The organism is Allobosea sp. LjRoot237, from assembly GCF_964253285.1.
Classification (GTDB): Bacteria; Pseudomonadota; Alphaproteobacteria; order Rhizobiales; family Beijerinckiaceae; genus Allobosea.
The window spans coordinates 1,807,031-1,821,266 of the sequence record NZ_CAXUQP020000001.1; the positions used below are offsets into that span (position 1 = coordinate 1,807,031).

A 14,236-nucleotide genomic window follows, 5' to 3' on the forward strand; every position below is an offset into this window, starting at 1 on the left:
ATAGGTATTTCTTACATCGTGATACTGAACCGTTGCGACCGATTGAGTGTCTGCGTAAGCTGCGGCCTTCGCCGCATCAGCTCGCTTCGACAGGCCGCCTCGGTTTCATGCGTCATCGCCTCGCCAGCCTCGAACAGGATGCCGCACCCGAAGACGAGGGGCAGAAGGGCAGTGGCGTCGCCGAGGTTCGCGGCACGAGGCTCGTCGGCAAGGCGCTGAACCTGCTCGATTTGATCGCCGCCTCGCCGGGCGAGCACCGGGCGCAGAGCCTGGCCGACGAGTTGGGCCTTCCGCGCAGCACGGTCTACCGCATCATCAACACGCTGCAGCAACGCGGCCTCGTGCGCCTCGATGCCAGCGGGCAGGGCTATTTCCCGGGCTTCAGGTTTCTCGAATACGCGCAGGCCGTCTGGCCGATTCCGGATCTGCCGATGCTCGCCATGACGGAGATCCGCTGGTTGCACGAACTCAGCGGAGAGACCGTCTATTTCGCCGCGCCCGGTGGCGCCAACATGATCATCATCCAGAAAATCGTGAGCCTTTATCCGATCAGCACCGGCGCCCCGCTGGGCAGCCTCCGGCCGCTCTATTGCTCCGGAATGGGCAAGGCCCACCTGGCGGCGCTGGCGCCCGCCGAGTGCGAGGCCCTGATCGACCGCATGAGCTTCGAGCGCGTCACGGATCGCACGATCACGGACGCTGTCCAGCTTCGCTCGCAGCTCGATGTCTTCCGGTTGCGGGGCTACGCCATCGATGACGAGGAGTTCATGGAAGGGGTCCGCTGCGTCAGCGCCGCCGTGCCCGGCGAGGGCGACGTCCCGCTCGGCGCCTTCACGGTGTCGGGCCCCTGCTATCGGATGACGCTGGAGCGGGCTCATCAGCTCGGACCCGAGGTCGCGACCGCGGCCAGGCGGCTCGGCGAGGCGGTGAAGCGGCATGGGAGTACGCGCCCGCGCGCCCGGGCCGATGGCGGGCAGGTGCCGCTGGCTTCCAGCGGGCGCTCGTTCCTGGGAAAGTCGCCGAGCTGGGATACAGCGACCGGCTCGCTGCTGTGGCTGGATGCGCTGGCGCCGGCGATCATGCGCTCGCGCGTCGACGAGCCTGCAGCGCCTTCCAGGTCGGAGGTGATGGCCCAGTTCACCTCGCCGGCGATGGCCCTGACTTCGATCGGCGAGGGGCGCTGGTTCGTGGCGACGGAGAAGGGCGCCATGACCGTCGACCGGAAGGCGCGCCTGACCGACCTGCGTCCGGCGCTGTCGCAGGAACTGCTCGCCGGCATCACCTGTGCCTGCCATGGGCCGGATGGGCTGATCTGGCTCGGGGTCGGGGAAACCTCGGCGCCGCAGAGTCGCCCCGGACTCTACCGCCTGGTCGACGGGGCGCCCGTGCTGGAGGTGGACCTGCCGGCCGCGCCCACCGACATCCTGATCGATGCGACTGGGCGCCAGCTTTATGTCGCGCTCAGGGAGGCCGGCCACATCATCCGCTTCGCTGTCGGGCCGGGCAACCGGCTCGGACGCCTGGAGCTGGTCGCGCGCGTCGACGCCCTGCACGGCCGTCCGATGGCCCTGGCCCTGGAAGAGCCGGGCCATCTCTGGGTCGCCCTGTGGGATGGCTGGAGTCTGGCACGGCTGCAGCGCGACGGCTCCGACATGCGGCTTTTATCCCTGCCGGTGCCGCGCCCGACCGGGCTGACCTTCGGCGGGCCGGATGGAGACCAGCTCTATGTCACCAGCGGCCGGATCGGACTGACGCCGCAGCAGATCGCCGAGGCCCCGGCGTCGGGAAGCGTCTTCGCCCTCGATAGGCGGCTTCGGGCCGCTCTGCTGCGCTGAACCGCAGGGCCGACCAACTCATTCGAGAACAAAAGCAGGGAGACGACGCATGGAAGAGCAACAGCCGAGCGCCATTCGCAACCTGCTGATCACGGGCGGTGCCGGCAATATCGGGCGGAAGCTGCGCCACGAGCTGGGTACCCGCTTCGCGCACATCCGCATTCTCGATGCCGTCGCTCCGGCTAGCCTCGCCGCCAACGAAGAGGCCGTGCTGGCCGATATTGGCGACATCGCCGCCGTCGAACGGGCCATGACGGGCATGGACGGCGTGATCCACATGGCCGGGATCGTGCGCGAGGCGGAGTTCGAGGCCATTCTGCAGACCAATGTCGTCGGCACCTGGAACGTCTACGAGGCGGCGCGACGCCAGGGCGTGCGCCGCGTCGTCTTCGGCTCGAGCAACCACGCCGTCGGCTTCTACCCCAGGCATCAGCGCATCGACGAGACGGTCCTGCCGCGGCCGGACGGCCGCTATGGGCTCAGCAAATGCTGGGGCGAGGCCGTCGGCGCCCTCTATGCCGACAAATATGGCGTCAAGAGCATGCATGTACGGATCGGCAATGCCGCCGACATCCCCGGCAATGCCCGCACGCTCAAGATCTGGATCAGCGGGCGCGATCTCGCGCAGCTCTGCCTGATCGGGCTGGAGCATCCCGACATCCACAATACCATCGTCTATGGCGTCTCGGACAATGCCGGCGGCTGGTACGACAATTCCGTCGCTCGCGGGCTCGGCTACAGGCCCGAGGACCATGCCGAGGACTACACCGAGGAGGCCATGGCCGGGGAGGCCGAGCTGACGCATGAGCCGCCGGCGCTCTACTTCCAGGGCGGCGGCTTCTGCTCGATCGAATATGCCGGCGCGCCGGTTCCGCCGCCCGCATCGGGCGCATGAGGCGCCGCGAATAGTCCAGCCCGCAACCTCAGACCCTGCCGAGGCCTCCGATGCGCATCACCGATGTCCGTGTCACCCCGATCGCCTTCCGCGACCCGCCGCTTCTGAACGTCGCCGGCGTGCACGAGCCCTGGGCCCTGCGCAGCATCATCGAGGTCGAGACCACTGAGGGCCATGTCGGGCTCGGCGAAAGCTATGGCGACCTGGAGACCCTGGCCAATCTCGGCAAGGCGAAGCCCGGCCTGATCGGGCTCGATCCGTTCGACCTGAACGGGCTGACCCGGGTCGTCTACGCGGCGGTAGGCGATAATCCCGATCCCGGCCAGACCTTCGCGCCCGCCGGCGACAAGGCGCGCGCCTCGGCGCTCGCTGCCTTCGAGGTCGCCTTCCTCGATCTCCAGGGTAAGCTGACCGGCCGTCCCCTCTACGACATCCTCGGCGGCAAGCTGCGCGACCGCGTGCCCTACAGCGCTTACCTCTTCTACAAATTCGCCCGTCACAAGGACGACCCCGGCTATCCCGCCGATGATTGGGGCGAGGGGCTCAGTCATGAGCAGATGGTCGAGCAGGCGCGCCGGATGGTTACGGAGTTCGGCTTCAGCTCCATCAAGCTCAAGGCCGGCGTGTTCGAGCCGGATTTCGAGATCGAGACGCTCCGGCACCTGCGCAAGGCGTTTCCAGACCACCCGTTGCGGATCGACCCCAATGGCGGCTGGTCGGTCGAGACGACGCGGCGCGTCATGCCGCAGCTGGAGGGGCTGCTCGAATATCTCGAGGATCCCGCCCGGACGCTCGCCGAGATGGGGCAGGTCGCGACATTCGCGCCGATGCCGCTCGCCACCAACATGGTCACGATCGCCTTCGGGCACATTCCCGAGACGATCCGCCTGAACGCCGTTCAGGTCGTCCTGTCCGACCATCATTACTGGGGCGGCCTGCGCGCCACGCAGAATCTCGCCCATCTCGGCCGCGTCTTCGGCTTCGGCATCTCGATGCACTCGAACTCCCATATGGGCATCAGCCTGGCGGCGATGACGCATGTCGGCGCCACCATCCCCAACCTCGCCTATGCCTGCGACACGCATTATCCGTGGCAGGTCGAGGAGGTGATCGAGGGCGGCAAGCTCAGGATCGAGAACGGCTCGGTCGCGCCGCCGGAAGGGGCTGGCCTCGGCGTGCACCTGGATCGCGCTGCGCTGGCGCGCCTTCACCAGCAATATCTCGATTGCGGCATCCGGGTGCGCGACGACGCCAAGGAGATGCGCAAATACCGGCCGGACTTCAATCCGGCGCGCCCGCGCTTCTGAAACCGGCCCTACAGAACTGGCCCTACACGTGCATTTCCAGCGGCTCGCCGAAACGGGCCACTGGCGCTCCCGGCACGTCGACGCGGAACGACACCACCGTTCCTGCCCGCTTCGTGCCGGTGCGGTCCGTGGTCAATGAGGTGACGAAGAGCGTCTTCAGATCAGGCCCACCGAAACAGGGCATGGTGGGGGCGGGCACGGGCAGCAGAACCTTGCGGTCGATGCTGCCATCCGGCGCGATCCGGTTGAGGCAGCCGGCGGAGACCCCGGCCGACCAGTAGTAGCCCTCCGCATCGCAGGCCGCTCCATCGGGGCGGCCATCTTCATCTTCCAGCAGGCAAATGCGGCGCTGGCGGCTCAGCCCGCCGCTGGACAGGTCGTAGTCAAAAGCCTGAACGAATCTGCCGCGGCTGTCGGAGTGAAACAGCGTTCGCCCATCCGCCGACCAAGCCAGCCCGTTCGAGACGATGAGGCCATCGAGCATCCGGATGCAGGTGCCGTCATGATCGACGCGATAGAGCGAGGCGACGGGCCGCTTGTCCGGCGTATCGTCCATGCTGCCGACCCAGAAGCGGCCATCGGGGCCGACCTTGCCGTCATTCAGGCGATTGCCGGGCCGATCCGCCTCGGGATGGGCCACGAGCTCGAACCGGGCGCTAGTGAAGTCGAAAAAGTGGATACCGTGTCGCAAGGCCACGATCGCCCGGCCGTCGCGGCACAATCCGAAACTCCCGATCGCGCTCGGCATATCCCAGCGCGCAAGCGCGCGCGTCGCGGGATCGAGCCGGAACAGGGCGGGAGCCAGGATGTCCACGAAGTACAGCGCTTGTTCGGCGGCGTGCCAGAATGCGCCTTCACCAACCCCCAACGGCAGATCGATCAGTTGTTCGACGTCGGGCGAATCGATGCGCATGACTGCCTCCTTGTCGCCGCCATACCGGAAACTCGGTGCTGACACCGCGCCAAGTTTGATATTTCAAGCCTCACGAAGGCCCCGCAACGCAAATATGCGCAGAGCCACATATTCTATGTCCGTTGTCCGGTAGGTTTCGAATGTCAACTTCCGGGGCACAGCGATGCCAGCGAAACTGGACTGTGATCTGCTTGGAATAGCGCTCCAACAATGGAAACTGGCTGTGCAGGTCACCGAGCTGGAGCCTACCTTCCCTGTCACACTGGGAGCGCCGGACAGGTCGTTGGGCAGCCAGGGCACAGCCGAGCTACTTGGACCTGCTTGCGTCATGCGAAGCGGGCCCGTGGCTTGGCTTGTCCGATCCCGCGCTCGACAGAAAGCGGCGCGGGGACTTCTGTCTGCTGCGCTCTTGTCAAACTGCCAATCGTGCGCTCTCGGGCGATTTTGACGATGTAGGGTCGCGCCGCTGGCGCAAATGAAACCATGCATCTGCAGCGGAAATGATGTTGGGGAAGGCCGCCTAGCCCGGGCGCGCCGTGTCGGGCACGGACTGTCTCAGCCGAATTGTCCAATTGGACAAGGCATCGAGCAAAGTCCGGACGAACTCCTTTGTCTGCTCGTCGGTCAGCCTCCCGGCCTCGTCGAATTTGGTCTGAGCGGCGCCGATCATCACCTCCGGCTTGTTGAGCGGGAAGGCGTTGAGGAAGACGAGCATCTGCCGCAATTGGTACTGTGCCTGCGCCGTGCCGAAGATGCCTCCACTTGCGCCCATGATCGCCACGGGCTTGTTGTCGAAAGGCTGGCTCGGCGGGCGCGAAGCCCAGTCGATCGCGTTTTTGAGGACGCCCGGAATCGAGTAGTTGTACTCCGGCGTCACGAACAGGATCGCGTCGGCGCCCGCGAGCTGGTCGCGCAGACGCCGGACCGCCGGCGGATAGCCCGCGGCGCGCACATCGTCGTTGTAGAGCGGCAGGTCGCCGATCTCGGCGGTCTCGATCGTCATTCCCTCGGGCGCCAGCGCGATCGCGGCCTTGAGCGCGGCGGTGTTGTAGGACCCGGCCCGCAGGCTGCCCGAAATCCCGACGACCCGGATCGGGCGGCTATCCTTCGTCATGTCTTGTCTCCTGAAACACTTGGTTGGTTATCGGGCTCAGCCCTGGCGCCTGATGAAGCCGGTGATCGCGACGCGCTCCCAGATGCCGGCGGCGTGGAACGGATCGGCGGCATTGAAGCGCTCCACGGTTGCAAGGTCCGCGGCCTCTACGACGAAGAGGCTGCCGATCATGGTCGACCCGTCGTCGGCGACCAGGGGGCCCGACATCACGATCTCGACCTTCAGCGCAGAGGTGTCGGAAAGGAAGGCCTTGTGCGCGTCGTAATGGGCCAGGCGGGCGCCGAGCGCGCCCGGCTTGTCGAGGGCATGGATCACGAACAGCATGCGATATGCTCCTGTGGCGGCCGGGCGGTTCACCAGCCGCCGCTATGGCTGAGATTCAGTTCCAGAGATTCAATTCGGCTTGCTGGCCAGGGCGACCGCCTCGCTCCAGCTTGGGCAGCTACGCGATTCCAGCGGGACATCGTAGGGCTGGAAGTTCGAGGCGTTCACCACGGTCGGCTTCAGCACCACTTCGGTGACGATGGGCTCGTTGCGCAAGGCCCGGATCGCGACGAGCGTGCCGATGCAGCCTTGCAGGAAGCCGTTATAGTCGCCCGAGGCGAGCAGCTTGCCGGTCTTGATGGCATCGACCGCCTCCTTGGTGCCATTGATGCCGATGACCTTGGCCTTGCGGTTGGCGCCGTCCAGGGCCTCGATCACGCCGATCGCCATCGCATCATTGGCGGCCAGCACGCCGTCGATCTGCGCATGGGACTGCATCAGGTTCTCCATCACCTGCAGGCCCTGCAGGCGCTGGTAGTTGGCCGGCTGGCTGGCGAGCAGCTTGACCTCCTTGAACTCCTTGATCGCGTCGTTGAAGCCGCGCACCCGGTCGATATTGGTCAAGGAGCCCTTGACGCCCTCGAGGATGACGACATTGCCCTTGCCGCCGATCTCCTTGAGCAGGAAACGCGCGGTCTCCAGGCCGAGGCTGTAATCGTCTGCCCCGACGAAGGCGAGGAACTTGCCGCCGGCGCTGCGGTCGGTGACGTTGACGATCGGGATCTTGGCGTCGTTGATCTGCTCCACGCCCGGCACCATGGCCTTGTAATCGACGGGCACGAAGACGATGGCGCTCGGCTTCTTGACGATCACGTCCTCGACCTGGCTGAGCTGCTCGGGGATCGAGTCGGGCTTGGTCGGGATGTAGTGCACCGCCTTGGCGCCGAGCGACTTCGCCGCGACCTCCGCGCCGACCCGCACCGTCTGGAAATAGGGGTTGGTCTGGTTCTTGGTGAAGACCGCGATCGTCTCGCCGGCGGCGAACGCCGCGGTGGAGATCAGGATGGCGGGCAGCGCTGCGGCCAGAAGCTTTGATTTCGACATGGTGGTTCCCTCCCTTTGGTTCTGTGGTTGTGTTGCTCGGGTTCAGGCGCGCCGACGGCCGACCATGTCGAACCAGACGGCGAGGATGACGATCAGCCCGGTGACCAGCGGCTGCCAGTTGGCGTTGACCGCGAGCAGGTTCATGCCGTTCAGCACCAGCGTCAGGATCAGCGCGCCGATGAAGGTGCCGAACACGCTGCCGACGCCGCCGAACAGCGAGGCGCCGCCGATGAGCGCCGCGGCGATGGCCGGCAGTGTCATGGCCTCGCCGATGTCGCCTTCGGCCGAGTTCAGCCGGGCGAGGAAGACGATCGAGGCCACGCCCGCCATGGCGCCGGAGAAGGCGTAGACCAGGATCAGGCGGCGATCGACCGGGATGCCGGTGAGGCGCGCCGCGACCGGGTTGGCGCCGATGGCGTAGATCTGCTGCCCCCAGATCGTCCTCTGGGCGAAGATCGTGCCCGCCAGCAGGAAGGCCAGCATCAGATAGACCGGGATCGGCACGCCGAGGAAATAGCCCGAGCCGATCTGCCGGAAGCCGGGCGGGAAGCCGTGGATGGTCTCGCCGGCCATGTAGTAATAGGTGATGCCGTGCAGCACCCAGAGCATGCCGTAGGTGGCGATGAAGGATGGGATCCTGAGCTTGGCGACCATCAGCCCGTTGCAGATGCCGATCGCGAGCCCGGTCAGGAGCCCCGCGAGCGTGCCGAGCACGGGCGAGCCGGTCGCCTTGATCACGGTCGCCGCGAAACAGGCGGAGAGGCCGATATTGGCGCCGACCGAGAGATCGAGGCCGCCGGTCAGGATGACCAGTGTCAGCCCCGACGCCAGGAAGAAGAGCAGGCTCGCCTGCCTGAGCACATTGAGGATGTTGTTGGCGGTGAAGAAGGCTTCTGCCGCGACGCTCAGGGCAGCGCAGAGCAGCGCGACTGCCAGCAGCCGGTAGGCGAGCTGCTGCGTCTCGCGCGAGAGATGGAGACCCGCCGGGCGGGTGGCGCTGTCGCTAGCAATGCTCATGACCTTGTGCTCCGCAGGCTGTCGATGAGAAGGGCGGCGATGACGAGGGCGCCGATGCAGGCGACCTGGACGGAGGAGGGAACGGCCATCAGGTTGAGGCCGTTGCGCAGCACGCCGACCGTCAGCACGCCGAGCAGCGTGCCGAAGAGCCAGCCATTGCCCTTGTCGAAGGAGGTTCCGCCCAGCGCCACCGCGGCGATGGCGTCGAACTCCAGGCCGATCGCCGCGGTCGGGTGGCCGGCGTTGATGCGTGCGGTCATCAGCAGGGCAGCGATGCCGGCCATGGCGCCGCCGAGCATGTAGACCGCGACGAGCAGGCGCTTCCAGGCCACGCCGGCGAGGGTCAATGCATCGCGATTGCCGCCGAGCGCGCAGACATAGGTGCCGAAGCGGGTGTGGTAGAGCAGGATGTGGAAGAGCGCGTAGAAGCCCGCGCCGATCAGGATCGGCGTGGGAATGCCGAAGATGTCGCCGGAATAGACCAACCGCACGAAGCGCGGGATGCCGACGACGCTCTGGCCGTCGCTGACGACGAGCGCGAGCCCCTGCGCCGCGCCGAGCGTGCCCAGCGTGGCGACGAAGGGCGGGATCGACAAGCCCGCGATCAGCCAGCCATTGACGAGGCCGAAGGCGAGCCCGACCGCGAGCGCGCCGATCAGCCCGAGCGCCAGCGACTGCGTCGCGACCACGATCAGCGCCAGCACCAGCGAGGCCAGGGTCAGAACCGCGCCCATGGAGAGGTCGAGCCCCTCGGTCATGATGATCAGCGTCATCGGCAAAGCGAGCAGCAGCAGGATGACCGACTGCACCAGCACGTTGGAGAGGTTGCCCGCGGTGAGGAAGCCGGGGCTTGCCAGCGCGAACAGCAGCGAGAGTCCGCCCAATGCGACGGCCACGCCCGGTACCGTCGGGAGGCGCGGTGAAGGAGAGGAGACCGCCTGATCAGTCATGGTGCATCCCCATTCGGACGATGTTCTCTTCGGAGAGTTCGGAGCGGGAGAGTTCGCCGACGATGCGCTTGCCGCGCATGACGTAGGCGCGGTCGCAGACATGGACGATCTCGGCCTGCTCGGAGGAGATCATCAGCACCGCCGCGCCGTCGGCGACGAGCTGGTCGATCAGCGCGAAAATCTCGGATTTGGCGCCGACATCGATGCCGCGCGTCGGCTCGTCGAAGATGAACAGCCTGGTGCCGGCGGCGAGCCATTTGCCGATCACCACCTTCTGCTGGTTGCCGCCGGAGAGCAGCGCGACGCTCTGGTTCGGCGATGGCGTCGCGATCCGCAGCCGCCTGATCAGGTCCTCGGCCGAGCGCTGCGCCCGGCGCGGCGAGAACAGCCGGTTCGGGAACAGCTTCGGCAGGCCGGCAACGGCGAGGTTGTCGGCGACCGTGCGGATCAGGGCGAGGCCTTCCGTCTTGCGGCTTTCCGGGATGAGGCCGACACCGGCGAGGACGGCGGCGTCGGGCCCGCCACGCCTGGCTTGGCCGAAGATGCTGATCTCGCCGGCCGTGACCTGATCGGCACCGAAGACGGCGCGCGCGACCTCGGTCCGGCCGGAGCCGACGAGGCCGCACAGTCCGACGATCTCGCCAGCGCGGACCGTCAGATCGATGTCGCGGATGCCGTTCTTCGCCGACAGGCCCTTGACCTCGAGGACGACCTCGCCCGGCTGCTGCGCGAAGTTGCGCGGATAGCTCATGTCGACGGTGCGGCCGACCATCATGCGCACCAGCGCGTCCGGCGTGGTCTCGCCCGGCCGCGCCCGGCCGACGAGCTTGCCGTCGCGCAGCACGGTGATGCGGTCGCCGAGCGCGAACACCTCCGCCATGCGGTGCGAAATGTAGACGATGGCGACGCCCTTGGCCTGAAGCTGGCGCATGACCTCGAAGAGGCGCTCGGTCTCGCGGTCGGAGAGCGCGGCGGTCGGCTCGTCCATGACGAGGATGCGCGCGTCCTGGGACAGGGCCTTGCCGATCTCGACCATCTGCTGCTGGGCGACGCCGAGTGTGTGGACCTTGGTCCTCGGATCGACGTCGAGGCCGATCAGGTCGAGCACGGCCTGCGCCTCGCGGTAGAGCCGCCGACGGTCGACGAGGCCGGGAATGCGCGACGGGAACTCGCGACCGAGGAAGATGTTCTGCGCCACGTCGAGAAAGGGGACGAGCGAGAACTCCTGGAAGATCACGGCGATGCCGAGCTTGCGGGCATCGGCCGGCGAGCGGATCTCGACCGTCTCGCCCTTATGGAGATATTCGCCGGCATCGGCCTGGTAGGCGCCGCACAGCACCTTCATCAGCGACGATTTGCCGGCGCCGTTCTCGCCGAGCAGCATGTGGACCTCGCCCGGCCAGAGGGCGAAGGAGACGTCGTCGAGCGCCTTCACGCCGGGAAAGGTCTTGGAGATGCCCCTGAGCTCGAAGAGCGGCACACCCTCGTCGGGCGCAGGTGGTGGGGAGGCCGCTTCGAAGCGGGGCTTCATCGCCGTCATCGCGCTCATGAGACGCCTCCCATCTGCGCGGGCGAGCGGAAGATCTTGCCGGGGTTCATGATCCCGAGCGGATCGAGCGCCTGCTTCACCAGGCGCATGGCGTCGACCGCCTCGCCCAGCTCCAGCTCGAGGAAATCGATCTTGCCGAGGCCGATGCCGTGCTCGCCGGTGCAGGTGCCGTCGAGCGCGATCGCCCGCCTGATGAGACGCTCGTTGAACGCCTTGACCCGGGCGAACTCCTCGGCGCTATCGGGGTCGTGCAGGACGAGAAGGTGGAAATTGCCGTCGCCGACATGGCCGACGACCGGAGCGATCAGCCCGGTCTCGGCAATGTCCGCGGCCGTGGCGACGAGGCATTCGGCCAGGCGCGAGAGCGGCACGCAGACATCGGTGACCAGAGCGCGCGTGCCCGGCCGCAAAGCGAGCCCGGCATAGAGCGTGTTGTCGCGGGCTTGCCAGAGACGCCTGCGCTCCTCCGGCGTGGTCGCCCAGGAAAAGCCCTGTCCTCCAAACTCGCCGGCCAGCGCCTGCGCCGTCTCAGCCTGCTCGGCGACATAGCTCTTCGAGCCGTGGAATTCGAAGAAGAGATGCGGTGCTTCCGGCAGGCCGAGTTTCGCGTGCAGGTTCATGCCGCGCATCATCATCGCGTCGAGCAGCTCGATGCGCGCCACCGGAACGCCGGACTGGATCACGGCGATTGCGGTGTCGACTGCCGCCTTCAGGTCGAGGAAGGCGCAGACGGCCGAGGAGATCGCCTCGGGCTGGGGATGGAGCTTGAGCGTCACCTCGGTGATGACACCGAGCGTTCCCTCCGCGCCGACGAGCAGGCGGGTGAGGTCGTAGCCGGCGGCGGATTTGCGGGCGCGCCGTGCCGTTCGGATCACGCGGCCATCGGCGAGCACCGCTTCGAGCGCCAGCACGTTGTCCTTCATCGTGCCGTAGCGCACGGCCATGGTGCCGGAGGCGCGTGTCGAGGCCATGCCACCGATCGAGGCGTCGGCGCCGGGGTCGATCGGGAAGAACAGGCCGGTGTCGCGCAACTGCGCATTGAGCCGCTTGCGGGTGATGCCGGGCTGGACGCGCACGTCCATGTCCTCCGGACTCACCGCCAGCACCTTGTCCATGCGGGACATGTCGATGCAGACGCCGCCGAGCGGCGCCGCAGCATTGCCTTCGAGCGAGGTGCCGGCACCGAACGGGATGACCGGCAGGCGCAGGTTGCGGCAAACCGACACGATATCGCGCACCTCCTCGGTGGTTTCCGGGAAGGCCACGAGATCGGGCGGCGAGGCTGCGTGATAGGACTCGCTGCGGCCATGGTCGGCGAGGACACCGGGGGCGCGGGTGACGCGCGGGCCGAGCGTCTGCGCCAGTCGCGTCAGCGCCGTTTCCGTGGCTCCACCATTCCGGGATGGTCTGGTCAACATGGTGTCCTCCCTCTACGACGGCCCGCTGTCCGGGCTCTCTCGATTGCAGTCGATGATTGCTGGGCTCAGCCCGCGCCTTGCGAGCGTCCCGGCGCCGGACTGAGCTGGAAATCGTAGGTGAGCCGGCACCATGGCCGGTCGAGCGTCCGGCCGTCCGGAGCCGTGCCGGCCGGCTGCCCCGTGAACTCGCTGATCAGCGAATCCTTCACGCCGAAGACGGCATCGGAATCGAGATACTGGTCACCGGCGACGAAGACATGGGTGACGAGCGTCTCATGTCCCGGCGCCGCGATCATGAAGTGGACATGCGCCGGCCGCCAGGGATGGCGACCCTGCGCCTCCAGCATCTTGCCGACCGGCCCGTCATGCGGGATCGGGTAGGCGGCCGGCTTGATCGACCAGAAGTGGAAGCGGCCCTGCGCATCGGTACGCAAGCGCGCCCGGGCGACGAGATCGGCCGCATCCTCCGAATGCTGGACGTCGTAATAGCCGTCCTCGTCGGAATGCCAGACGTCGACGATCGCCCCCGTGAGCGGGCTGCCATCGGCAGCGGTGACGGAGCCGGAGACATACATCGGCTCGCCCGGCAACTCGCCGGAAATGTCGCTGCCCAGCGCCGCCTCGGGCGGGCCCTCGACATAGAATGGGCCGAGCACGGTGCTCTCGGTGACGGCACTCTGATGGTCGTGATTGATCGCGTCGACCAGCATGGAGACGCCGAGCGTGTCGGAAAGCAGGATGAATTCCTGCCGCGTGCCCGTGCACATCTGGCCGGTATCGGTCAGGAAGGCGATGCCCTTCGCCCATTCCTCCTGCGTCGGGCGGACTTCGCGGATGAAATCGTGGAGGTGGCGGACGAGGGCTTCGCTGACCTGCCTTGTGCGTGCGTCGGGCGCGCCGGCGATCCGTTCGAGTACTGCCTGGGTGATGCTGTCCTGATCGAAATTCCTCATTCGACCCTCCCTTCGTCCCTGCCGAGCTCGGGTTCGCCGAGGCCTGCGAGCCATTCGGCGAGGCGTACCGTCGAGATGAAATCGGCCTCGCCCTCGCCGCGCCCGATCAGGGCGCCATAGGTTTCCCGCGTCAGGCTCGCCAGTGGCAGCGCCATCTCGGCGGCATGGCCGGCGCCGATGATCAAATCGAGATCCTTGGCCATCTGCCGGCAGGAGAAGCTCGGCGAGAAGTCGCGCGTCTCCAGGCTTTTCGCCTTGTAGTGGACCATGGGCGAGCCGACCGCGCTGTTGGTCAGCACGTCCAGAATGTCCTGCCAGGCGAGATTGCCCTTGCGGGCGAGCACGATGCTCTCGCCCATCATCGCGGCCGAGACCGCGATCATCAGGTTGACGGCGAGCTTGGCGAAGCGGGCCTCCTCGGCCTCGCCGAGATATTTCTGGGCGCGGGTGAAACCCTGCGCGATCGGCAGGAAGGCGTCGAAAGCGGGGCGCGGCCCCGAGACGAAGCAGGTCAGGTTGCCGGTATGGGCGATGGCGGCATTGCCGGAGACCGGCGCGCGCAGATAGAGAACGCCGCGCTGCGCCGCCTTCCGCGCTACCTCCGCCGAGATCGTCGGGCTGACCGTCGAGGTCTCGACCAGGATAGCGCCCTCGCGCATCGCGTCGAAGAGCCCGCCGGACAGCGCGACGGCGGCGAGCACCTTGTCGTCCGGCAGCGAGGTGACGACGATGTCGCGCCTGGCCGCATCTTGGAGCGTTGCGGCGGGCCTGACGCCGCCTTCCGACGCTGCGGCGATGCGTTCCTGGTCGCGGTCGAACCCAGCAATGTCGTGCCCGGCTACCGCCAGGCGGGTCGCGATGGGCAGCCCCATCTTGCCGAGTCCGATCCAGCCTATGGTTTGCGTGTCGCTCATTCC

At 67.1% G+C, this 14,236-nt stretch carries 13 protein-coding genes; 3 read left to right on the forward strand and 10 right to left on the reverse strand.

Translation table 11 applies throughout. From position 1 onward, the window contains the following. The first annotated feature begins 107 nt into the window (after nt 1-107). From ACSQ24_RS08715 to ACSQ24_RS08725, 3 genes are all read left to right on the forward strand, one after another. On the forward strand, nt 108-1,835 hold the full coding sequence (locus ACSQ24_RS08715) for an IclR family transcriptional regulator domain-containing protein (protein ID WP_436094306.1): 1,728 nt from the start codon (nt 108-110) through the stop codon (nt 1,833-1,835). Between the two features lie 73 nt (nt 1,836-1,908). After that, entirely contained in the window at nt 1,909-2,730 is an 822-nt protein-coding gene (locus tag ACSQ24_RS08720; RefSeq protein WP_436097853.1) for an NAD-dependent epimerase/dehydratase family protein, read from the forward strand. A gap of 50 nt (nt 2,731-2,780) precedes the next feature. After that, a complete protein-coding gene (locus ACSQ24_RS08725) occupies nt 2,781-4,037 on the forward strand; it encodes a glucarate dehydratase family protein (protein WP_436094307.1) in 1,257 nt (418 codons plus the stop codon). Between the two features lie 22 nt (nt 4,038-4,059). On the opposite strand, the gene ACSQ24_RS08730 is transcribed toward ACSQ24_RS08725, so the two are convergent. From ACSQ24_RS08730 to ACSQ24_RS08775, 10 genes are all read right to left on the reverse strand, one after another. After that, nucleotides 4,060-4,950, reverse strand: coding sequence for an SMP-30/gluconolactonase/LRE family protein (locus ACSQ24_RS08730; RefSeq protein WP_436094308.1), 891 nt, complete (start codon nt 4,948-4,950; stop codon nt 4,060-4,062). A gap of 520 nt (nt 4,951-5,470) precedes the next feature. Continuing rightward, nucleotides 5,471-6,064 carry an NADPH-dependent FMN reductase gene (locus tag ACSQ24_RS08735; RefSeq protein WP_436094309.1) on the reverse strand — a complete coding sequence of 198 codons (594 nt, stop codon included), beginning with the start codon at nt 6,062-6,064 and terminating at the stop codon, nt 5,471-5,473. 36 nt (nt 6,065-6,100) lie between these two features. Further along, nucleotides 6,101-6,388 (reverse strand): YciI family protein, encoded by a 288-nt coding sequence (locus ACSQ24_RS08740; RefSeq protein ID WP_436094310.1) that lies wholly within the window; start codon nt 6,386-6,388, stop codon nt 6,101-6,103. 69 nt (nt 6,389-6,457) lie between these two features. Further along, nucleotides 6,458-7,432, reverse strand: a complete 975-nt coding sequence (locus ACSQ24_RS08745) for a sugar ABC transporter substrate-binding protein (RefSeq protein WP_436094311.1) — start codon at nt 7,430-7,432, stop codon at nt 6,458-6,460. A gap of 42 nt (nt 7,433-7,474) precedes the next feature. Then, on the reverse strand, nt 7,475-8,449 hold the full coding sequence (locus tag ACSQ24_RS08750; protein ID WP_436094312.1) for an ABC transporter permease: 975 nt from the start codon (nt 8,447-8,449) through the stop codon (nt 7,475-7,477). Next, nucleotides 8,446-9,399 carry an ABC transporter permease gene (locus ACSQ24_RS08755; protein WP_436094313.1) on the reverse strand — a complete coding sequence of 318 codons (954 nt, stop codon included), beginning with the start codon at nt 9,397-9,399 and terminating at the stop codon, nt 8,446-8,448. The genes ACSQ24_RS08750 and ACSQ24_RS08755 overlap by 4 nt, the downstream gene beginning before the upstream one ends. Further along, entirely contained in the window at nt 9,392-10,930 is a 1,539-nt protein-coding gene (locus tag ACSQ24_RS08760; RefSeq protein WP_436097854.1) for a sugar ABC transporter ATP-binding protein, read from the reverse strand. Before ACSQ24_RS08760 ends, ACSQ24_RS08755 begins: the two co-directional genes overlap by 8 nt. A gap of 14 nt (nt 10,931-10,944) precedes the next feature. Then, the gene (locus tag ACSQ24_RS08765; RefSeq protein ID WP_436094314.1) at nt 10,945-12,366 is read right to left on the reverse strand and encodes an FAD-linked oxidase C-terminal domain-containing protein; all 1,422 of its coding nucleotides are present in this window, start codon (nt 12,364-12,366) and stop codon (nt 10,945-10,947) included. Nucleotides 12,367-12,431: 65 nt separating this feature from the next. Next, nucleotides 12,432-13,319: an intradiol ring-cleavage dioxygenase gene (locus tag ACSQ24_RS08770; RefSeq protein WP_436094315.1), complete on the reverse strand. Its 888-nt coding sequence runs from the start codon at nt 13,317-13,319 to the stop codon at nt 12,432-12,434. Next, nucleotides 13,316-14,233, reverse strand: a complete 918-nt coding sequence (locus ACSQ24_RS08775; RefSeq protein WP_436094316.1) for an NAD(P)-dependent oxidoreductase — start codon at nt 14,231-14,233, stop codon at nt 13,316-13,318. The genes ACSQ24_RS08770 and ACSQ24_RS08775 overlap by 4 nt, the downstream gene beginning before the upstream one ends. Nucleotides 14,234-14,236 lie beyond the last annotated feature (3 nt).

Coding starts and splice junctions, on each gene's coding strand:
- ACSQ24_RS08715 (WP_436094306.1), top strand. CDS start 108: ATGCGTCATCGCCTCGCCAGCCTCGAACAGGATGCCGCACCCGAAGAC.
- ACSQ24_RS08725 (WP_436094307.1), top strand. CDS start 2,781: ATGCGCATCACCGATGTCCGTGTCACCCCGATCGCCTTCCGCGACCCG.
- ACSQ24_RS08730 (WP_436094308.1), bottom strand. CDS start 4,950: ATGCGCATCGATTCGCCCGACGTCGAACAACTGATCGATCTGCCGTTG.
- ACSQ24_RS08735 (WP_436094309.1), bottom strand. CDS start 6,064: ATGACGAAGGATAGCCGCCCGATCCGGGTCGTCGGGATTTCGGGCAGC.
- ACSQ24_RS08740 (WP_436094310.1), bottom strand. CDS start 6,388: ATGCTGTTCGTGATCCATGCCCTCGACAAGCCGGGCGCGCTCGGCGCC.
- ACSQ24_RS08745 (WP_436094311.1), bottom strand. CDS start 7,432: ATGTCGAAATCAAAGCTTCTGGCCGCAGCGCTGCCCGCCATCCTGATC.
- ACSQ24_RS08750 (WP_436094312.1), bottom strand. CDS start 8,449: ATGAGCATTGCTAGCGACAGCGCCACCCGCCCGGCGGGTCTCCATCTC.
- ACSQ24_RS08755 (WP_436094313.1), bottom strand. CDS start 9,399: ATGACTGATCAGGCGGTCTCCTCTCCTTCACCGCGCCTCCCGACGGTA.
- ACSQ24_RS08760 (WP_436097854.1), bottom strand. CDS start 10,930: ATGAAGCCCCGCTTCGAAGCGGCCTCCCCACCACCTGCGCCCGACGAG.
- ACSQ24_RS08765 (WP_436094314.1), bottom strand. CDS start 12,366: ATGTTGACCAGACCATCCCGGAATGGTGGAGCCACGGAAACGGCGCTG.
- ACSQ24_RS08770 (WP_436094315.1), bottom strand. CDS start 13,319: ATGAGGAATTTCGATCAGGACAGCATCACCCAGGCAGTACTCGAACGG.
- ACSQ24_RS08775 (WP_436094316.1), bottom strand. CDS start 14,233: ATGAGCGACACGCAAACCATAGGCTGGATCGGACTCGGCAAGATGGGG.